The sequence below is a fragment of the Corynebacterium sp. CNCTC7651 genome, assembly GCF_021496665.1.
In the GTDB taxonomy this organism is placed as follows: Bacteria; Actinomycetota; Actinomycetes; order Mycobacteriales; family Mycobacteriaceae; genus Corynebacterium.
The window spans coordinates 2,324,335-2,343,999 of record NZ_CP071246.1 but is presented as its reverse complement, the minus strand read 5'-3'; the positions used below and the strand labels follow the sequence as shown (position 1 = coordinate 2,343,999).

General features: G+C 65.2%; 16 protein-coding genes and 1 pseudogene. 8 read left to right on the top strand and 9 right to left on the bottom strand.

Going from position 1 to position 19,665, the window contains the following annotated elements; genetic code table 11:
- Positions 1-26 precede the first annotated feature (26 nt).
- Positions 27-302 carry a cell division protein CrgA gene (crgA, locus tag JZY91_RS11165; RefSeq protein ID WP_234947917.1) on the top strand — a complete coding sequence of 92 codons (276 nt, stop codon included), beginning with the start codon at positions 27-29 and terminating at the stop codon, positions 300-302.
- Between the two features lie 26 nt (positions 303-328).
- On the opposite strand, the gene JZY91_RS11160 is transcribed toward crgA, so the two are convergent.
- Genes JZY91_RS11160 through JZY91_RS11145 form a run of 4 tightly spaced genes read right to left on the bottom strand, consistent with a single transcriptional unit; the run spans position 329 to position 4,852 of the window.
- The gene (locus JZY91_RS11160) at positions 329-1,021 is read right to left on the bottom strand and encodes a rhomboid family intramembrane serine protease (protein WP_234947916.1); all 693 of its coding nucleotides are present in this window, start codon (positions 1,019-1,021) and stop codon (positions 329-331) included.
- A 51-nt stretch (positions 1,022-1,072) separates the two neighbouring features.
- Complete coding sequence (locus JZY91_RS11155; protein WP_234947915.1) at positions 1,073-1,594, bottom strand: peptidylprolyl isomerase; 522 nt, start codon at positions 1,592-1,594, stop codon at positions 1,073-1,075.
- A 20-nt stretch (positions 1,595-1,614) separates the two neighbouring features.
- Positions 1,615-3,870, bottom strand: coding sequence for a 5-methyltetrahydropteroyltriglutamate--homocysteine S-methyltransferase (gene metE, locus JZY91_RS11150; RefSeq protein WP_234947914.1), 2,256 nt, complete (start codon positions 3,868-3,870; stop codon positions 1,615-1,617).
- Between the two features lie 22 nt (positions 3,871-3,892).
- Positions 3,893-4,852 (bottom strand): methylenetetrahydrofolate reductase, encoded by a 960-nt coding sequence (locus JZY91_RS11145; RefSeq protein ID WP_234947913.1) that lies wholly within the window; start codon positions 4,850-4,852, stop codon positions 3,893-3,895.
- A 321-nt stretch (positions 4,853-5,173) separates the two neighbouring features.
- Here JZY91_RS11145 and JZY91_RS11140 point away from each other — a divergent pair, with 321 nt between their 5' ends.
- On the top strand, positions 5,174-6,097 hold the full coding sequence (locus JZY91_RS11140; protein WP_234947912.1) for a hypothetical protein: 924 nt from the start codon (positions 5,174-5,176) through the stop codon (positions 6,095-6,097).
- Between the two features lie 231 nt (positions 6,098-6,328).
- Here JZY91_RS11140 and JZY91_RS11135 read toward each other — a convergent pair whose 3' ends face one another.
- Together JZY91_RS11135 and JZY91_RS11130 are read right to left on the bottom strand one after the other, a co-directional pair.
- Positions 6,329-7,273: a DDE-type integrase/transposase/recombinase gene (locus JZY91_RS11135; RefSeq protein WP_234947911.1), complete on the bottom strand. Its 945-nt coding sequence runs from the start codon at positions 7,271-7,273 to the stop codon at positions 6,329-6,331.
- Between the two features lie 38 nt (positions 7,274-7,311).
- On the bottom strand, positions 7,312-7,626 hold the full coding sequence (locus tag JZY91_RS11130; RefSeq protein ID WP_234947910.1) for a hypothetical protein: 315 nt from the start codon (positions 7,624-7,626) through the stop codon (positions 7,312-7,314).
- A 106-nt stretch (positions 7,627-7,732) separates the two neighbouring features.
- On the opposite strand from JZY91_RS11130, the pseudogene JZY91_RS11125 reads away from it, so the two are divergent.
- The 3 genes and pseudogenes from JZY91_RS11125 to istB all read left to right on the top strand — a co-directional run bounded on the left by JZY91_RS11125 (position 7,733) and on the right by istB (position 10,434).
- A pseudogene (locus tag JZY91_RS11125) lies at positions 7,733-9,082 on the top strand (IS256 family transposase).
- 42 nt (positions 9,083-9,124) lie between these two features.
- Positions 9,125-9,697 (top strand): hypothetical protein, encoded by a 573-nt coding sequence (locus JZY91_RS11120; RefSeq protein WP_234947909.1) that lies wholly within the window; start codon positions 9,125-9,127, stop codon positions 9,695-9,697.
- Complete coding sequence (gene istB, locus JZY91_RS11115) at positions 9,694-10,434, top strand: IS21-like element helper ATPase IstB (protein WP_234947519.1); 741 nt, start codon at positions 9,694-9,696, stop codon at positions 10,432-10,434. Before JZY91_RS11120 ends, istB begins: the two co-directional genes overlap by 4 nt.
- A gap of 243 nt (positions 10,435-10,677) precedes the next feature.
- Here istB and JZY91_RS11110 read toward each other — a convergent pair whose 3' ends face one another.
- Both JZY91_RS11110 and JZY91_RS11105 read right to left on the bottom strand, forming a co-directional pair.
- Complete coding sequence (locus JZY91_RS11110) at positions 10,678-11,670, bottom strand: hypothetical protein (protein ID WP_234947908.1); 993 nt, start codon at positions 11,668-11,670, stop codon at positions 10,678-10,680.
- A gap of 34 nt (positions 11,671-11,704) precedes the next feature.
- The gene (locus JZY91_RS11105) at positions 11,705-12,352 is read right to left on the bottom strand and encodes a TetR/AcrR family transcriptional regulator (protein WP_234947907.1); all 648 of its coding nucleotides are present in this window, start codon (positions 12,350-12,352) and stop codon (positions 11,705-11,707) included.
- A 104-nt stretch (positions 12,353-12,456) separates the two neighbouring features.
- Between JZY91_RS11105 and JZY91_RS11100 the strand changes: the two genes are divergently transcribed.
- Genes JZY91_RS11100 through JZY91_RS11090 form a run of 3 tightly spaced genes read left to right on the top strand, consistent with a single transcriptional unit; the run spans position 12,457 to position 16,843 of the window.
- Complete coding sequence (locus JZY91_RS11100) at positions 12,457-13,041, top strand: hypothetical protein (RefSeq protein WP_234947906.1); 585 nt, start codon at positions 12,457-12,459, stop codon at positions 13,039-13,041.
- Positions 13,038-15,131, top strand: coding sequence for a YhgE/Pip domain-containing protein (locus JZY91_RS11095; protein WP_234947905.1), 2,094 nt, complete (start codon positions 13,038-13,040; stop codon positions 15,129-15,131). Before JZY91_RS11100 ends, JZY91_RS11095 begins: the two co-directional genes overlap by 4 nt.
- Before the next feature lie 14 nt (positions 15,132-15,145).
- On the top strand, positions 15,146-16,843 hold the full coding sequence (locus JZY91_RS11090; RefSeq protein ID WP_234947904.1) for a cutinase family protein: 1,698 nt from the start codon (positions 15,146-15,148) through the stop codon (positions 16,841-16,843).
- Between the two features lie 441 nt (positions 16,844-17,284).
- Here the strand turns inward: JZY91_RS11090 and JZY91_RS11085 are convergent, their stop codons facing one another.
- Positions 17,285-19,342: a hypothetical protein gene (locus JZY91_RS11085; protein WP_234947903.1), complete on the bottom strand. Its 2,058-nt coding sequence runs from the start codon at positions 19,340-19,342 to the stop codon at positions 17,285-17,287.
- Between the last annotated feature and the right edge of the window lie 323 nt (positions 19,343-19,665).

The window sequence follows — 19,665 nt, the reverse complement described above, 5'->3', positions numbered from 1 at the left end:
CCCCGCGCGAAAGGATTTGATCAAAGATGCCCAAGGCAAAAGTAACTAAGGACGCCGCCCGCCCGGTATCTTCCACCTCCTCCGGTGCAAACCGCACCCCGGTGAAGATCAACACCGGCGGCACCCCCGCCTGGTACAAGGCCATCATGTTCGGTCTGATGATCTTCGGCCTGGCCTGGCTGCTGTTCTTCTACATCGCCGGCGACCAGGTCGCCTTTGTGGCGCAGCTGGGCCCCTGGAACTACGCCATCGGCTTCGCGGGCATCATCCTGGGTCTGATGATGACCATGGGCTGGCGCTAGCCCGTACCCCGGCTTAGTACACCGGCTTAGTACACCGGCGCAGACAGTGGCAGCGTAGCCGCCCACACCGCCGCCGTCCCCAGCGCCAGTCCGGCGAGCGCACCCACCCACCGGGTGCGCATGCTTTGCGACGTCAACGGCCACGCCATCAAGGCACCGAACACCAACCCGCCGGCGTGGCCCCAAAAGCTCACGTTGGTCGCCATCAAGGTGTAGGCCACGTTGACGGCGATGAGTGCGAGTGGGGCGCGGAGATCAACGGAACGTCGTAAAGCAATAGCCACCAGCATGGCCATGAGTGCGTACAGCGCGCCCGAAGCTCCCGCGGTGGGCGTGGCAAAGTTGAACGCCAGCACCGCGCCGGAAGAGCCAAGCACGCTGGCCAAATACCCCACCGCGTAGGGCCCGGAGCCCACGTAGCGCTCCACCTCCGCGCCCACGAACACCAGCATCAGCATGTTGAGGAACAGGTGCGTGATGTCCAGATGCAAAAAGCCCGCGGTGAGCGGGCGGAGGTAGCCCAAGCCCTCCACCAGCGGGCCCCACAGAATCATCGCGGAGCCCAGCGGAGAATCCCACACCACGTCCGTGATCGAGCGGGCCTGCAGTGCCGTGATCAGGAAGACCACGATGCAGATCGCCGTGATCGCGCTGGTTACGGGTGCGCCGCGCAGCGAATTGCGGATGACGGTGTTGGGACGGGAGGTGCTGGGGGCCATGTCAGCCGAATGTACCCGCCCCAGCTGGGGCGGGTCACGGCGCGTGGGAGGTTAGTTCACCTCGACGGACTCGATGACAACGTCCTCCACCGGGCGGTCCATGCGGCCGGTCTGCACGTTGGCAATCTCATCCACAACCTTGCGGGAGGCCTCATCGGTGACCTCGCCGAAGATGGTGTGGCGGTTGTTCAGCCACGGGGTGGCGTCCACGGTGATGAAGAACTGGGAGCCGTTGGTGCCCGGGCCGGCGTTGGCCATGGCCAGCAGGTACGGGCGGTCGAAGGAGAGCTCCGGGTGGAACTCATCCGCGAACTGGAAGCCCGGGCCGCCGGTGCCGGTGCCGGTCGGGTCACCGCCCTGGATCATGAAGCCCGGGATAATGCGGTGGAAAATCGCACCGTCGTAGAACGGGCCCTCGGTGGAACCGGAGGCGTTCTTGGTGGAGTACTCCTGCTCGCCGGTAGCCAGGCCGGTGATGGTGGCAACGGTCTTCGGCGCGTGGTTGCCAAAGAGGTCAACCACAATGTCGCCGTGGTTGGTGTGGAACGTAATCGTCTGCGTTTTCTGAGTCATACGTTCCACCCTACGCGGAATTACAGCCCGGAGACCACCTCGTCGCGCGCGGCGACAAGGTTGCGCAGGCTCGGCTCCACCTCAGCGTAGCCGCGGGTCTTCAGACCGCAGTCCGGGTTCACCCACAGGCGCTCATTCGGCACGTTCTCCAGCGCAGCCTTGAGCAGGCCGACGATCTCCTCCTGGGACGGCACGCGCGGGGAGTGGATGTCCCACACGCCCGGGCCGATCTCGGAGTGGAAGGTGTCGTCGATATCCTCCAGCAGCTCCATCTTGGAACGGGCCGCCTCGATGGAGGTCACGTCTGCGTCCAGGCCGGCAACAGCGTCGATGATCTGGCCGAACTCGGAGTAGCAGAGGTGGGTGTGGATCTGGGTCTCCGGCTTCGCCTCCAGGGCCACCAGGCGGAAGGCGCGGACGGCCCAGTCGAGGTAGGACGGGCGATCGTCGGCACGCAGCGGCAGCAGCTCGCGCAGCGCCGGCTCGTCGATCTGGATGACGGAGATGCCGGCCTCCTCCAGGTCGCGCACCTCGTCGGCCAGGGCCACGCCGATCTGGTCTGCGGAGAGGGACAGCGGGACGTCGTCACGCTTGAAGCTCCAGGCCAGGATGGTGACCGGGCCGGTGAGCATGCCCTTGACCGGCTTCTCGGACAGGGACTGGGCGTACTTCGCCCACTCCACCGTCATCGCGGCCGGGCGGGAAACATCGCCGACGACGATTGGCGGACGGGTGCAGCGGGAACCGTAGGACTGGACCCAGCCGTTCTCGGTGACCACGAAGCCGTCCAGCAGCTCCGCAAAGTACTGCACCATGTCGTTGCGCTCCGCCTCGCCGTGCACCAGCACGTCCAGGCCGATCTCCTCCTGGAGCTCAATGACGTTCTTGATCTCCGCCTTCAGCGCCTCGGTGTACTGCTCATCCGTCAGCTCGCCGGCCTTGTGGTCGGCGCGGGCCTTACGGATCTCCGGGGTCTGCGGGAAGGAGCCGATGGTGGTGGTGGGCAGCTTCGGCAGGCCGAGCTGCTCGTGCTGCACCTTGTTGCGCTCCGCGAACTCCGGCTGGCGCTGCACGGCACCGGTCGGCAGGGCGTTCACGCGGGCCTCAACGTCAGCGTTGTGGGTGCGCGCGGACTCTGCGCGGGTGCGCACGGCGCGGTCGGAGCGGGCGAATGCCTCTGCGGCGTTCTCTTCGCCGGCAACCAGAGCCTGGATCTCGGCGATTTTCTCGTCCGCGAAGGACAGCCAGTTGGCCACGTCCACCGGCAGGTTCTTCTCCGCGTTCAGGGTGTGCGGCACGTGCTGCAGGGAGGTGGAGGTGGAGACGTGCTCCGCGCCCAGCTGCTCCAGGAGCTCCGCCTTCTGGCGCAGGTTGGCGGCCCACACGTTGCGGCCGTCGATCAGGCCGGCGACCAGGGTGGTGTCCTTGCCCTCGAAGGCGGCGGCCACGCGGGCGGCGTAATCAGCGTCCACGTCCAGCGTCCACGGGGACAGGTCCACGTGCAGCGCCTCCGGAGCAAGCTCAGCCAGAACGTTCAGGCCCTCGCGGGTCGCACCGTACGGGGTGGTCAGGTACACGTTCGGGCGGTTCTCCCCGCCCAGCAGCTTGGACCACGCCTGCTGGGTGTACTTCGCCAGCTCCGCATCCGGGGTAGACAGGTCGGCGACCAGGGCCGGCTCCGCAACCTGCACCCACTCCACACCGGCGTCCTTCAGCGCGGCGAAGACCTGGGCGTATGCGTCGGTGAGCTTGTCCAGCAGGGACCACTCGGCCGGCTTAGACAGGGCGATCAGGGTAACCGGGCCAACCAGGTACGGGCGCACGGTGTGGCCGGCTTCGCGGGCCTCCTCCACCAGCCGAAGCACGCGCTCCGGCGCCGGGGTGATGTCCTGGTCAGCCGCAATCTCCGGCACCAGGTAGTGGTAGTTGGTGTCGAACCACTTGGTCATCTCCAGCGGCACGCGCTCTGCGTTGCCGCGGGCGAGGGCGAACTCCTCATCCAGGTCGGTGCCGCCCGGGATCAGGCCCACGGTCAGGCCCGTCTCCAGCACCTGGTCGTAGTAGGCCACGTCGGCCGGGATGGCGTAATCCTCGGTCAGGCCGAGGTCGCGCAGGTGGTTGTAGTTGTCAATGCGCAGGGCATGGGTGGTGGAGCGGAACGTATCAGCGTCGATACGCCCTGCCCAGTAAGACTCCAGCGCGCGCTTCAACTCGCGGTTCGCGCCGATGCGCGGGTAGCCCTCAATCGTGGCCTTAGGAAATGGTGCGGTCATCATCTCTTCCTTTTGTCAGTATTAATTACGGCTGCTGGATGCCAATGCGCCCGAGCAGGTCCCGCGTCACCGCGAGGTTGTTGTGCGTGTACACGTGCAGCCCGCCGGTTCCCGCGCGCAGGATCGTGCGCGCCAGCTCCGCGGACATTTCCATCCCCACCTCGTACTCAGCTTCCGGCGTCCCCGCTGCACTCAGCTTTTCGACGACACTTCCAGGCACCTCAAGCCCCGAAAGCTCACCCATTCGCTGCACGCGCTTCAGGCTGGTCATCGGCATGATGCCGGGGATCAGCGGGATGCGCACGCCGGCCAGGCGGGCTACCTCGACGAACTCGAGGTAATCAGCGGCGTCGAAAAACAGCTGCGTAATGGCGAAATCCGCGCCGAGGCGCTGCTTCGCCAACAGCACGTCCAAGTCCTCGTCGAAGTTCTTGGACTCAGCGTGGCCCGAGGGGTAGCACGCCACCGACAGCGCCAGCTTGCCCGCGGCAAGCCGGAACGCCTCTTCCTCCTGCACCTGATTAATCAGGTTCAACAGGTCGGTCGCGTGCTGCAGGTAGCCGTCCGGCAGCCGGGTTTCGCCGGGCTGCAGGTCGCCTCGGAGGGCAAGGAAGCCGCGAACTCCGACGTCGATAAGCTGCCGAATCCAGCCCTCCAGCTCAGCCTTCGTGCCCGCCGTGCACGCGAGGTGCGCGATGGGACGCAGGTCGGTGGTACTGGCCACGCGCTCAATCAGCGCGGAGGTGCCCTCCAGCCAATCGCTGCGCATGGAGCTGGTGACGGCGACGTAGTCGGGGTTGTAAGCGGCGAGGCCGGCAATGAGTTCGTCGAGAAGCGCGGAATCGGCCCCGTGACGCGGCGGGATCAGCTCGAAGCTGAGTGCCGTGCGGGCGCGCGGGCGCCGGGGGCTGGTGCTGAAAGCCTCATCCGAGCTGTCGAGGGGTGCCGAAGCAGACAGCCGCGTTGAGGCAAGATTCCCACGCATGGAAACCATCGCCTTTCGGTCTCGAGGTGTCTGGCCGGGCTCGGCACTTGACGGGCAACCGCGTGGCCGGGCATTGCGCCCGCACGACGGTGTTTTGAAATCTATTGCCCGGGTTTCCCGGACACAATGTACCGTGCTGTCTTCCGGATGTTTGTGCAGGCAGACGCTTTTCGACGGCTGAATTTAAAGCCCCAGAGTGAACAGCTCTGTCCACTTTGTTTGGGCTGCGGGGCCGGAGGCGCGGCGGGCGTTTTCAGTACGCTGGGGCCAAACGTTTACCCAACGACTTACCTACGACTTAACCCGAACAAAGGAGCCCCCATGAACCGCCTCGCAATTGCACTTGCCCTCAAGGGCGCGAATAGCGCTTTCAACTGGTACCGCGACCAGGACCGCAAGCACCAGGGCGATGTGTACGATGCCCTGCTTTCCGCCGTCAAGGACGGCAAGATCCAGGACTTGGGCAAGGACGCCAGCATCGACGACATTGAGGAGTTCTTTGACAAGGCCCGCGCCGAGGCCGGCGAGCTGACCCGCGATGCTCACGAGCGCCTGGACCGCCGCCGCGCGGCTTTCGCCGCCGCCGCGCCGGACCGCAAGGCCCGCCAGGCTGCGCTGAAGGCGCAGGCCAAGGCTTACGAGAAGGAGAGCAAGAACGGTGCCGGCAAGTTCATCGGCACCGCGCTCGGTGTGGCCGGCGCGGCCGCCGCCGCGTGGGCGGTGTGGGAGTACTGGCTTTCCGACATCGTGGAGGAGAAGACTTCCGGCTCCAAGTCCGGTTCCGCGAGCTCTTCAGGCTCCTCCAAGAAGGTCACCGTGACCAAGCCGGCCCCGTCCCGCACTGAGACCGATGCCGCCGGCAAGTCCACCCTGGTCTACTCCACCCGCAGCGAGGATGGTGCTGCGGGCACCGGCGCCGCGGGCACCGCGCACACCACCCGCCTCGCGGACGACCCGAACAACGAGATGCGCCCGAAGGTTGCAGGCCCGCTCGGCGAGGAACCGGCCGAGCGCGATGAGGCCCTGCTGACCTCCATCGACGACCAGCTTTCCACCCTGGACACGCTCGAGGACGACCAGCGCCAGGCCACCGCCCCGCGCCACGACGACTCCGCACGCAGCGACGTCCTGGGCGATACCGGTTCCGGCAGCCGCTCCGACAAGGTGTCCGACGCTGACACCACCATTGGCGCCTCCGGCCGCCACGAGCTGCGCAAGGACCAGGACGGCAAGAACAGGAAGTAGCGGCTCTGGGCCGGGGCCTTCGGGCCGCAGCTAGGTGCCGGGGCCTTCGGGCCGCAGCTAGGTGCCGGGGCCTTCGGGCCGCAGCTAGGTGCCGCTTGGCCTATTGGCTCCCGCGCCTCAGCCCCAGACGTATAGGCTCGGAACGATATGACGAACTCGTTCCGGGCCGCTCCTATTTCTGCAGGTCGCCAAACGAGACGCTTTGTGTCAAGTGGTTGTGAACCGTTTTTGTTATGGGTTGGTGGTTAGTGGTTGGGGGCTGGGGTGTGTGGTGGTGGTTGTGCGGATGATGGTGACTTCTCTGGGCAGTCCGGTTGGGGTTTTGGGTGGTGTGTGGATGCGTCCTTCTTCTAGGGCATCCTGGATGGCGTGGTGGCGGCTGGTTTGCAGTGTGCGCCAGGTGCCGTCGAGGACGCTTTGTGGGGTGTAGTAGTTGATCGCGCTGTTTGGCCGGCTGTTGTAGTTGGTGGTGAAGGTGCTGACCCAATTGGTGGCGTGGTCGATGGACGCGAACACTGGCGGGTAGTAGGGACTTCCTTTCATGGTGTGAAACAAAGACTCCATGTGGGGGTTGTCGTTGCTGGTGTGGGGGCGGCTGAAGGATTGGGTGATGCCGCGGGAGTGAAACAGCTCGGCGATGGTGGTGCTGGTCATCGAGGGGCCGTTGTCGGAGTGCACGGTGTGCACGTCGGGGTATTGGCTGAGGATGCGAGTGAACAGCTCGGTTGCGGCGCGGGTTTGTTCGCGCGGGGTGATGCTGGTGCCTACTACGGCTCGCGAGTACAGGTCGATCACGGTTAGGCAGGCGTAGTTCTGACTGATGCATGGTCCAGGTAGGAAGGTGATGTCCCAGCACAGCACTTGTCCCGGGGTCGTGGCGATGACGTGTGGGGGTGTTGTGCGTCCGCGTTTGGTGTTGTTGCGTCTGCGGGTGTGGGAGCGCTGTTTAAGCAGGCGCTGGTGTTGGCGGGCGGTGCGGTAGAAGCTGCTCAAGCTGGCGATGTATAACCCGTGGTTGTAGGCGTTGTAGTACACGTCGTCGACGCTTGAATACGGGTTGGCGTCGAGCAGCGCCAGAATGTCGTCGACTTGCTGCTCGCTCAGACGGGGGATGTTGCGGGCGGTGTGCGGGGTGGGATTGGGCTTCGTCGGGCGGGGTTTACGGGCGTAGAACACCCGGCTGCGGCTGACGCGAAGCAGTTGCTGGGCTTTGGTTAGGGAGTGTCCGTAGGAGACGAGGGCGTCGATGAGGCGTTGTTCTTCCTTGAGACCAGTTTCATAGCGGCGTGTTTCGTCTTCGGATAAGGATTTTCCTCCGCGTCGTAGTCCACGCCAGGAAGATCGGGCATGGACGCTAAAGCTTTTCCCAGCGCATCACTGGTCTGCCTCCACTTATCCAACTCCGCGTCTTGGCGCTGAAGCTTCTGGTTGGCCTTCGCCAACTCCCGCTTCAGCCGGTCGTTTTCGGCGAGCATCCGCTCAACCTGCTTACGACTGCGCGTTGGGTCGTCATGCGTACCAGAGCCCACAATATCTGCCTTCCGTTTCAGCGCGTATTGCTCGATTGATCCGTCCGCCAGAGGGTGTCAGGAGTTTTGTGTGTGAGGCTCTGATCTGAATGGAGTTTCACCGATAATGACTACGGTGTCACCAAAGAAAGGCTATGACCCGTCGAGGGTCAACGCGATCAGCGAGAAGCTGATGAATAACCCCGAGCTCGCTAAGCTCATCGGGGAGCTCTCCACCTCCACCGATGACGCCAGCGAGCTGGTGAAGGGTCTTCTACAAGCATCGATCAACGCTGGCCTGCAGGCGGAGATGGATGCTCATTTGGGCTACGAGCACTCCGACCGCAAAGCCAAAGCCCAGGTCGATGCCCGGGGTGGTGGTAACCACCGCAATGGGTCGTACACCAAGACCGTGGATTCCGGCTACGGTCCGCTGGAAGTGACCGTGCCCAGGGATCGGGCGGGCACGTTCCGGCCGCAGATGGTGCCCAAGGGCGCTCGCCGGCTCACCGAGCTCGATGACATGATCATCTCCCTGTACGCGGGTGGGATGACCGTGCGCGATATCCAGCATCACCTTGCAACCACCCTGGGTGTGGATATGAGCCCGGATACCATCAGCACGATCACCGACGCGGTGCTCGATGAGGTGATGATCTGGCAGAACCGCCAGTTAGATGAGTTCTACCCGGTGATCTTCCTCGACGCGTTGCGGGTCAAGATCCGCGACGGCCACCGCGTGGTCAACAAGTCCTGCTACATGGCCGTCGGTGTGGACATGGACGGCATCAAACACATCCTGGGCTTGTGGATCGCCGATACCGAAGGTGCCGCATTCTGGGCGTCCGTGTGCGCTGACCTTGCAAACCGTGGGGTGCAGGACGTGTTCATCGTCTGCTGCGACGGGCTCAAGGGCCTGCCCGAGGCGGTGGAGGCAACCTGGCCGAGTTCCATGGTGCAGACCTGAATCGTGCACCTGATTCGGGCGGCGAACAGGTGGGTGTCCTACCAGGACCGCAAACCCGTCTCCAGCGCACTGCGGGAGGTCTACACCGCACCCAACGAAGACACCGCGCGCGCCGCCCTAGACGCGTTCGAAGCATCTGAACTTGGGCGGCGCTACCCCCAGTCGGTGAAGGTATGGCGCGACGCGTGGGATCGGTTCGTGCCGTTTCTGCAGTTCCCGCCGGCAGCCCGCCGGGTGCTCTACACCACGAACTCCATCGAGTCGCTCAACGCGGAATTGCGGAAAGCCACCCGCAACCGGGGCCAGTTCCCGAACGACACTGCGGCGCTGAAGACGCTGTGGTTGATGATCTGCAACATCGAAGACAAGCGTGCCGCCCAGCGTGCGAAGAAGGCGAAACGGGCAACTGAGTGCAACGGCTATATTGAAGGGGCGAAAGCCACCGGGTGGAAACAAGCCATCAACCAACTAGCCGTGGCATACCCCGACCGGTTCGCGGACTACGTGTAAACCAAGCCCCCGCACACAAACAATCGGACACTCTCCCCGTCGGTGCGGTTTAACCCGGTGCGTTTCGACGTGCGCCGCACCGACAAAACCGGCGTTGTCACCCTAGACGGCAACCGTTACCTGGTCGGGCCTGCCTGGGCGAACAGGCAAGTCACGCTGGAGTTGTCCCACGACACCGTCACCGTTTTAGACGACGACACCAGACGCATCATCGCATTGCCGAGAGTTTTCGGTACCGCAGACTCGACGGTGATCAACCCGATGAGTTTGCTGCCTGGGTTAGCGAAAAAACCCGGGGCGTGGACGAACTCACCGCTTCGCCATCACCTGCCGGACGCTGTCGTGGGCTACCTCGACGGGGCGGATACCGCTACACGCCGGGAGTTTTTCACCCACGCGCAAACCACCGCCACAGAATGCGGATTCGACGCCACCGTCACCGCAGCCGCCGCACTCTTAGAGACCAACGCCCAACCAACCGGGCCTCATCTGGGTATCGCCGCACGCTACAGCTCCCCACCACCACCACAACACACACGAGCGAACCTCACCACCTATGACCAGCTCCTTGCCACCACAACCACCTCACAGCATGCGGAGGTGACCTCACAGTGAGCACCGATACCACCAACAACAAAGACCGCGTGGTGGCTCTTGGCCGCCAGCTCTACCTCACTACCGCCGTGTTACGCCAGTGCGCAGACCATGCCACCCCACGCCAATGCGACATCCTCATTGAGCTCTTCGAAGCGGAGCTTTCTTCCAGGGCCGCATCAAGAGCGCGGCGCCTGATGCACCGCGCGCGTGTCCCGGTACGCAAAACCCTCGACAGCTACGACTGGTCCCCGGTCACCTTGCCCGCCGACATCACCCGCGAACACCTCACCACACTCGACTTCCTCAACGGGTGTGAAGACCTCGTCTTCTACGGCGACGTCGGAACCGGCAAAACACACCTCGCCATCGCACTGGTCACCGCGGCATGTCTCAGAGGCATCCCGGCACGGTTTTTCACCGCCGCAGGACTCGTCGACCATCTACGGAACGCGAAACACGCAGGCAAACTCGACAAAGAGCTCGCATCCCTAGGCAAAAACGAACTCCTCGTCATCGACGAACTCGGCTACATCCCCATCGACACCGACGGGGCAAGACTTCTGTTCCAAGCAATCGCCGACGCGTACGAACAACGCAGCCTGATCATCACCACCAACCTTGCATTTTCCCAATGGGGCCAAGTCTTCGGAAACGACGACATGGCAGCCGCCGCAATCGACCGCATCGTCCACCACGGCCGCATGATCACCTTCACCGGCCAGTCCTACCGCATGGCAAACGCCCTCATGAAATAGCCCCGAAACCCCAGCAACGCTCACACGGCCCAAAACCGTGCAGACCTGGCCTAAAAAACCGAGCCGAAATGGCCTACTACAACTTGACAAAACACACGGCCCCGGCCAGGCGGCCCCGGCCAGGCGGCCCCGGCCAGGCGGCCCCGGCCAGGCGGCCCCGGCCGGGCGGTTCGGCCAGGCGGCCCCGGCCGGGCGGTCCGGCGGGGCGGCCCAGCCGTAGGCTCCGACCCCCGGACCCGAAGGTTAAAGGCGCCCGAGGGCGGCGAGCCTGTTTTCGATCACCGGCTTGAGTGTCTCAGGAAGGTCAGGAAGGCTCCCGTCTGAATAGCGCAGAGGTGTCCAATCCTCGCCCGCCACCGCGAGATTGATGGCGGTGTCTTTATCTCGGCGTTCCTTGTTCCAATGCTGGGCGCCGTCGTACATTAGGCCGATCTTGAGTTCCACGATTGCAAGGTCGAAACGGGTTATGTGGCGTCCGTCGATAAGCACGGGAACCTGCTCCGAAAGCAGCAGCCCGTACGCCGCTACAACCTGAGCCGCAAGGAGGCGCATTTCGGTCTCTTTCGGGGAATCCGCAAAAACGGAAGAGGCAAGAAGCACATCGGTGATCCACCGTTTGTTGAGCCGGGACTCGCTGGCGCGGAGGATGTCGACACCGTCGATGCCCAGCTGGTTGCGGGCGGCGTCGACAAGCTGAACAGCGCGAATGAACGCCGCTTCATGATCCGGAATCTCCAAGACTTTCCAACGGACAGCGTCCCGGCGGATAGCCATCAGCGCCTGCACCACGGCTAGGGCTGGTGAGGCAATAGCAATCGGAGCCTCTCCGCATTTCACCGTCCAGAGGTGGTGGTGAGGAGTCCGCCACCGGGAAATCGCCGGAGCGTTCGGGCCGGCAGGCTGGTTCATATCCCCAGCGTCGGCAAACAGCTCCGTGTCCGTACCCTCGACGAACGCCTCCAAGCCGTATAACGCCAGCGCCGCAAACCCGCCGACGGTGAATTCCGGGTGAGTCAGCGCATGCGCCGCGGCGCGGAAAGCCGCCGGCACCGGATACGCGATCCCTTTCGGATGCTGCCGTCCGTGATGCGCCACCAAACTCGGGTCAACCAGGACGTTGTTGTGCAGGCCGAACGTGCTGTTCACCGCACGGAAACCCGGCGGCAGCCCCCCTGCCGGAATACGCACCAGCTCCCCGCCGGCAACACTCATGCCGTTCTGAAGTGAAAAAGTCATGAGTATTAGACGCGCCCCGCCCCCGCGCGGTTCCCTACGCGCGCCAGGCGATCAGCAGATGCCGCACCAGGCGCTCGCGCACGTCCGGGAAGAGGGCGTTGAGCTGGGCATCCATGGGCCGCGTGACGACGATCAATTCAGACGCCAATTCAATCGGCTTCAGTGCCGGATCCACCAGCCCGTGCGCAGCGGCGCGTGCCAGGAGGACTTCGACATCCGCGAAGAACTGGTCGCGCTTGTCCATGACCACCGGGTCCACCCCGGCGGCCCCGCCGGCCCCAGCCCCGCCAGCCACCCCGGCCCCGCCAGCCACCCCAGCCACCCCAGCCGCGCCAGCCGCGCCAGCAACACTGTCGGGAAGATCACCCGCGAGCGCGCCGACGAGCATGCCCACACCGAAATCCACCAGTTGCCACACAAAGCGTTCCCACTGGCCCGCCGGATCTCGGTCAAACGCCTCGAGCGTTTCGGCCAGAAAATCCTCCAGCACGTCGATAAATTCCAGCGCGCACGCCTGCCGCAGCTCTGACCTGCGGGGGAAATGCCTGTACACGGTGGCTACACCAACACCCGCTTGGGCGGCGATGCCGTCCGTGGTCACCTGGGAGGCCGGCAGGGTGCGGTACTGCTCCATGGCGGCGGAAATGATTTGGGCGCGTTTTAAGCGAGCGTCGGCACGCAATGGAAGCCTCCTTCGGCGCGCAAATTTTGACATGATTGCCGGTGGCGAGGATGATAGCGCCAGATTTAAGTGATAGCCAATCCTCCGTTTTGGAGTAAACAACAATGCAACCTGTACTGATCGCGCGCGATCTCGTGGCCAATGAGGGCAATACGCCGGTCACGCTTGAGGTCTATGACGGCCTGACCATCGTGCAGACAAAGCGCGAGTCCGGCGGCTCCACGCTGTCGATGGCGCTTGCCGGGCGCTACCGCCCGCACTCCGGCACCGTGGAGGGCCCGGGATTCAAGGGCATCGCACTCGCCGGCGTGACGCTGATTGATTCGCTGGAGCGCCAGGTGCCGTCCCGCGAGGCCATCCGCGAGGAGGTCGTCTGGGCGCTGCCGTTCTTCTCGCGCACCCCGCGGCGCCAGAACATCCTGGAGCACAAATACGTCCAACCATGGCTGGAGCCCCTCCAGCTGACGGACTTCGACCCGGACCGGACCCCCGGCGAGCTGGGTGTCCTGGAGCGCTTCCGCCTGCGGATTCTGCTTGCGCTCATCGCGCGGCCGAACGCCGAGCTGCTTATTGTCGACGACATCGACCAAATCAAGAAGATGCCGCTGCGCAGTGAGCTGTTGGCGGATCTGGAGAACGTCGCAAAGCACGTGCCCGTACTTGTGACCACCGTAAACGAGGAGCTATGAGCGGACTGCACCTAGGAACCAACTTCCGGAAGTTTGGTCACGGCAAGCTGCCGCCGCTGGCGCTTATCGCGATCATCCTGCTGCCGCTGCTGTTCGGCGGCTTGTTTGTGTGGAGTTATTACGACCCGCTGGGCAACTTCAACAAGGTGCCCGTGGCGCTGGTGAACTCCGACGAGGGCGACGCCGGCCAGGAGGTGGTGGACAGGCTCCTGGAGGAAGATCCGATGGAGTTCCACGTGGTCAGTGCGGAGGAGGCGCGCGAGGGCGTGGGATCCGGCAAGTATTACCTGGCCATGGAGATTCCCACGGACTTCACCGAGGCCGCGACCAGCGTGAACTCGGATAATCCGCGGCAGGCCAAGATCAACGTCGCGCTGAATGAGACGAACGGTTTCATCCCCACCATGCTGGGCAACGTGGCCACGCAGTCCGTGGCCAACGCCGTGTCCAACACCGTCGGCGCGAAGGTGGTGGACCAGCTCTTCGTGGGCTTCAACACCATCGGCGAGGGCATGGACACCGCGGCCGAGGGCGCAGGCAAGCTTGACGACGGCGCAAATACCGCACGCGACGGCTCCGAGAAGCTCGGCGAAGGCGCCGGCAAACTGGACGGCGGCCTGCAGGAGTTCAATTCCCAGCTGCAGAAGATGCCCGGCGCGGCGAACCAGCTGGACCAGGGCGTGGGCCGCCTGCAGGACGGCGCGCAGCAGCTTGGTGCCGGCATTAACACCGCGGCCGACGGCTCCCAGCAGCTGGCGGACGGCATGACCAAGCTGCAGGGCGGCACGGAGCGCCTCGGCGCCGGCGCTGCGCAGATCGCCGGCGGCGTGGACAAGATCACGGGCGTTGCCGGCCAACTAGGCCAGGCGCAGGCGGCGGTGCAGGACATTGACGCGAACCTGGCGCGCGTGATCGCGGACCTGGATGCCTCCCCGATTCCCGGTGCGGACCTGATTAGCAAGCAAGCCAAGGACATCCGCTACCAGCTGAACAACTCCGCCCTGAGCGCGCTTGCGGGCAGCGACCTGGTGGGCCAGATGATGCAGCTGCAAAACGGCGCGCACGAGCTGGCCAACCAACTGCAGGACCCGGCGTCGGAGTATCGCTCCGGCGTGGACACCGCAGCCAACGCCGCCCAGCAGCTGGCCGCCGGCCTGGCCCGCCTGCAGGAAGGCTCCGGCACGCTGCTCGCCGGCGTGACCGAGCTGAAGAACGGCACCTCCCAACTGGTCGTGGCGGCCAACACCGCCTCCGACGCGTCCTCCAAGCTGGCCGCCGGCTCGAACCAGCTGGTGGTGGGACTGGGCGCGCTCAACGACGGCTTGGTCCAGCTTTCCGACGGCACCGGGGAGCTCTCCATGAAGCTTTCCGACGGCGCCAAGGAAGCCCCCCGCTGGGAAGGCGAGCGCCTGGACCAGGCAATCGAGGCCGCTTCCGAGCCTGTGGTGACCCACCACGTGGGCGATGAGGTGACCTACTTTGGCAAGGGCCTCTCCCCGTTCTTCCTCTCCCTGTCCCTGTGGTTCGGCGGCCTGATCATGTTCATGATCATGCCGGCGCTGAACCGCCGCGCGATCGACTCCGCGGCCCCGCGCGCCCGCGTGGCCATGAACACCCTGGTCCCGGCGTTCCTCATCGGCTTCTTCCAGTCCCTGGCGCTGTGGCTTGTGCAGGTGTTCGCCCTCAAGGTGGAGCCGGCGCACCCGATCTGGCTGCTCATCGTGCTGGTGGGTGTGTCCTGGGCGTTCATCACCGCGATCTACGCGCTCAATACCGTCTTCGGCCAATCCGTCGGCCGCCTGATCACCATGGCGCTGATGTCCCTGCAGCTGGTCGCCTCCAACGGCCTCTACCCGCCGGAGGTCCAGCCGAAGCTGATCCAGTGGGTGCACACCGTGGACCCGATGCGCTACTCCGTGGACCTGGTCCGCTTCGCCCTCTTCGGCACCACGGCGGATGATCCGCGCATGCACTTCGCGCTGTTTGTCCTCGTCTCCATGGCCGCAGTCTGCTTCATCGTGTCCTGCGTGGCGCTGCGCATCATCCGCGAGGTCCCGCGCAAGGACATTCACCCGGAGATTGCGGTCTAGTTGTGGCCCGCCGCGTGAGTGCCGCAGCCGCCGCGCTGCTGGCAAGCGTCGGCACGCTCGCGGCCCCCGCCGCCGCCCAACCGTGGGTGCCCAGCTGCGCCCCGGTGGAGGTGATCCAGGCGGCCGGCACCGGCTTCTCCCACTCCTGGCACCCTGACGCGCGCACCACGCTTTTCGACGACTCCTCCTCCCCAGCCGACGACCTTCAACAGCGCTTCGGTGCCCAGCGCGTACGCCACTACCAGGTGAAATACCCGGCCACCCTCGGCCGCGTGAGTGCCCTTGCCAGCGCCGGCGTTGGCGTGGAGGGCACCGAGGCCGCCACCTACGGCGAATCCGTCACCATCGGCCGCGACGACGCCATCCTGGAGATGCAAACCGTCACCCGCCACTGCCCCGGCACGAAGTTCGTGCTGGTGGGGTACTCCCAGGGCGCCCACCTGATCGGCGACGCCGCCGCGTTGGTTGGCGCCGGGAAAGTGCCGGGCGTGACCGCCGACAACATCGCCGCGGTTGTACTGTTCGCCGACCCCGGCCGGGCGCCGCTTGCGGGCGGGGGTGCTGCCGGTACTGCCGGTACTGCGGCTGGTGCCCCCGCTGCTGCTGGCACCGCCGATAGCCCCGCCCTCGCTGCTGGCGCCCCTACCGCTCCGTCCCGCCTCTACGGCCCGCCGCCCGCCGGCATCCGCGCCGCCAACTTCGAGACAGTCCAATCCGGGGGCACACCCCTCGACCCCACCCGCGTCGGCATGGCCGGCGTGCGCCCCGGCAACTTCGCCGCACTCGACGGCAAGGTCCTCTCCCTCTGCAACGCAGCCGACCTCGCCTGCGCCTCGCCACCCGGGTCCGTCATCCGCGCGATCGCCGACGTCGCTGCCCGCGAAGTTCGCGTCGGCCCGCCCAACCCCGTCACCGGCATGCGCGTGGCCAGCCTCGCCGGGCTGCTGGCCCAGGGCGAGAGCTTCCCTTCCGCAATCCGCGCTTCGGGGCTTTCGCTTATCGACGCCACCACCCTCCTCACCATGTTCCTCGAGATCGCCATGATCCTCGACGCCGCCGACAAAGCCTCCGCAGCCCCACCTGGCGCGTCGGCCGGTGGTCCCGCCGGTAGCGGGTCCACCCTTCCCGGCGGCCCGGTCGGTGGCCTCGCTGCCGGCCCGGTCACTCCGCCGGAGCAGCGCCTCGGTATTGCTCTGCTGGCCGCCCTGCCCAATCTGGCGATGGAAGGCGCAACCTGGCCGTACCTCCTCAGCGCTTTGCAGGGACTTCGCGATGTTGTCGCCCGCGGTGTCGATGCTGCTCCAACCAATGACCAGACCAACGACCCAGCTGCCGAGGCCCTCGCTTGGTTCGATGTCGCCCTGGAATCCATGCGAGCGATCGATGCCAGCGAGAATCTCTACCGGCAACTCGCTGCCACCGGCGTAGTCCCCCGCGTGCCCACGGGCACCGAACACCGCCAAGCGTTCGTCCACGCAACGGTCACCGAAGGCGTCAACCGGGTCATGGCCGCCGCCGGCCTCGATGCCGCCGCCCGAGCGAATCCGGCCCTCATCGCCGAAGCTCAACAAGCCGGCGACTTCGGCCCTCAGCACTTCGCCTACTACAAGCTCGGTTACACAGACGACTTCTCCATTAACGGCCGCACCGGATACCAGTACGCCCTCGATTGGACCAGCGAGGTCATCGAAGGCGTCCTCGCCGAGCAGTAGCCCCTGCGCCCTGTGCCCCGCACCCCCGCAGCGACCGGCGCAGCCCGGCAGCAGATCACCCGAACCGCTTTTACTATCCCCCGCCCCGTCCCAGCGTTGCGATCCCCTATCGCGATCCCCCATTGCCGATCCTTTTACGACGATCCAGAGGCTTTTATTCTTCAATCCTGGTTGAATTTAACCCCCTGGATCGTCGCGTGAGGATCGCCGACAGAGGATCGGAACGCGGTACCCCCTTCGCACTATCCCCACGGCTACGAAGCCGCCAGTCGAGCCTTTCGAAACTCTTCCTCGTAGAACCTCGCAATCTCCGGATCAATTCGCACTGGCTGGGTTGGCAATTTCGGCAATGCGGAGACTTTAGGCACCGCCGGGACACTCGGCACCGCGGAGATACCCGGCTCTACCGGCGAGTTTGGCGCGACCGGGACAGATGGCGCGCTAGGAACGCCGGCGCCGCTCGGCAAAGCCGGCACGCCAGGGACATTCGGCACACCAGGAATATTCGGCACGCCTCGGACATTTGGCACACCCGGCACCGCCGGCACCGTTGTCAGACCTGGCGCGGCACCCTTCTTGCCGATGCCGCGGATCTTTGTCGCCAATCCGCTTGCCAACACCCTTATCGCCCTGGGCACCCGCAGCACCGGCACCTCCGCCAGCGCCGCCAGCACCAGCACCGCCAGCACCAGCACCGGCAGCGCCCTGGCCACCAGCGCCCACACCATCAGCGCCCACGCCACCAGCGCCCACACCACCAGCACCACCAGCCTCACGCGCCAACTTCTCCAGCTGCTTCGCCGCCTCCTTCTCGGCCTTCTTCACCGATCGCTCCGCCGCGCCCTTCTCACCAGCGGTCTTAATCATGTGCGACGACGTATTCTCCGCATACCCGCACGCCCGCATCGTCAGATCGCCGGCCGCGAGACCCAGCGCCAACAACGCCAGCGCCCCAACACCGGCGCCGATCATTTCGGCATTCGTGCGCCGGAACGCGGCCTGTGCGTTGGCGGCGGTGCGGGCGCTGCGATCGTCGTAAATGCCCAAGCCCTGCTGCACCTGCGCGTTCACGCGCTGAATCGCGCCGTTGAGCTGGTCGTGCAGGTACTCGAGGCCGGGCACGCGCACCTGCGACAGAATCCCAATCGGAATCAGCAGCAGCAACGGCGCAGAGAACCCGACCAGCGACGCAATGCACTTCCCGTCCAGCGTCCTGGGCATTTTGCTTGCCGACGCCCCCTCCACCGACACCGTCACCGTATTCACAACCTCCACGCCGCCCGCGCCGCTCCAACGGATGGGGAGCGGACCGGTGATCGGGGTGCCGTCGATACGCGTGATGGTCCACGTGCCGTCGCCGTTATCCACAATCCGGAAGCTGCGGCCGTCGCCGACCGTGAGCTGGCCACCTGTACCCGGCACGCGGACGGTGACAGTGCCGTCCGGACCGACCGCGATGATTTCAATCGTGCCGCCCAGGCTCGGCGCCCCGGGGGCCGGTGTTGGTGTGCCCGGCGTGGGCGTTGGCATAACCGGCGTGGTCGTGCCCGGCGCGCCATTGCCGTTGGTGCCGTTGCCGTTGGCACCGTTGCCGCCGCCGTTGGCGCCGTTGCCGTTGGCACCGTTGCCGCCGCCGTTGGTGCCGTTGCCGTTGCCGCCGATCTCGGTGATGGTGCCGCCGGAACGGTCGGCGTTGCCCCCGATGATCGTCGTCACGCTGCCGCCCGGAGTTGCGGCCGGCTTGATCTCGAGGGTGTAGCGCACCTCAACGCGCCCGCGCTCGTCGCGGCCTTCGATGATGATCGTGCCGGTCGCACCCTCATTCGGGCGGATGGTCCACACACCAGTCTGCTTATCAATCGCGGCCAGCTCTCCGCCCGACACCACCACCAAGCCGGACCCGCGCAGCTCAAGCTGCTTCGTGCTGTCCAGCTTGTAGGTGTACTCCGCAATCGGAGCCGGCTTGATGGTGATTTCGTAGCGGGCCACCACCCGCCCCGCCGCGTCGCGCTCCTCCAGCACCACTAGCCCGTCAGAACCTTGCCGCGGCGCGACGATCCACCCGCCAGCCGTGGGCTGGAGCGGGAAGATGAGGTTGCTTTCCGACGCCACAACCAGCGTATTCGTGCCCGCACCCGCCGTAATCTTCGCGTCCTGGCGGTCCATGATGGTGATCCGGTGCGTCACATACGCCGGGGTCGGCTGGGGCTGGGGCTGTGGTTTCGGCTGCGGGGCCGGCTGGGGTTGCGGCGCCGGAGCAGGCTTCTGCTTTTCGACGACCGTAACTACATACCGGTACTTATTCCCCCACTCATCAGCAACTTCCACCACTGCTTCACCCGCGACCCCTTTATTGGCGGTGATCACAAGCTTCTTGCCGCTTTCCCGAACCTGAATCAGGTTGCTACCCGACACGATGGACCAAGTCTCCTGCCTATCGACCTCCTTGGATTCCCCCGACTCCAACGCCAACTCGTGCGTGCTCGTCTCGGTTACCACCGTTATTCCTCGGCGGTAATCCCATTGGTTTCCGGTCGCGTCGGTAAATCTGAACAGTAACTCTCTACCTTTGGACTCGGGAAGGATCGTGATCTTTAGTTGCCGCTCACTAGGGTCCACCGCCACATAGGTAGCCGGGAGTTTGGTTGGCTCGTCGAGTACTTCGTAGTCAGTCGCGCCCGCCGGAAAATCAAGAACTCTAGTGCGCTCTCCGTTCTCGAAAAGCCAAACCCGGTTGTCTCGGCGCACAGTCTTCCCCGAACCGGTCTCCGCCGCTACGGCCTGCTCCACTGGACCGACGATGTTTACAACTGAGACTGTCG

What these genes read in the sequence shown, in the direction of transcription:
- crgA (WP_234947917.1), top strand. Translation starts at nt 27, where the DNA reads ATGCCCAAGGCAAAAGTAACTAAGGACGCCGCCCGCCCGGTATCTTCC.
- JZY91_RS11140 (WP_234947912.1), top strand. Translation starts at nt 5,174, where the DNA reads ATGAACCGCCTCGCAATTGCACTTGCCCTCAAGGGCGCGAATAGCGCT.
- JZY91_RS11145 (WP_234947913.1), bottom strand. Translation starts at nt 4,852, where the DNA reads ATGCGTGGGAATCTTGCCTCAACGCGGCTGTCTGCTTCGGCACCCCTC.
- JZY91_RS11095 (WP_234947905.1), top strand. Translation starts at nt 13,038, where the DNA reads ATGAGCGGACTGCACCTAGGAACCAACTTCCGGAAGTTTGGTCACGGC.
- JZY91_RS11110 (WP_234947908.1), bottom strand. Translation starts at nt 11,670, where the DNA reads ATGACTTTTTCACTTCAGAACGGCATGAGTGTTGCCGGCGGGGAGCTG.
- JZY91_RS11160 (WP_234947916.1), bottom strand. Translation starts at nt 1,021, where the DNA reads ATGGCCCCCAGCACCTCCCGTCCCAACACCGTCATCCGCAATTCGCTG.
- metE (WP_234947914.1), bottom strand. Translation starts at nt 3,870, where the DNA reads ATGATGACCGCACCATTTCCTAAGGCCACGATTGAGGGCTACCCGCGC.
- JZY91_RS11100 (WP_234947906.1), top strand. Translation starts at nt 12,457, where the DNA reads ATGCAACCTGTACTGATCGCGCGCGATCTCGTGGCCAATGAGGGCAAT.
- JZY91_RS11155 (WP_234947915.1), bottom strand. Translation starts at nt 1,594, where the DNA reads ATGACTCAGAAAACGCAGACGATTACGTTCCACACCAACCACGGCGAC.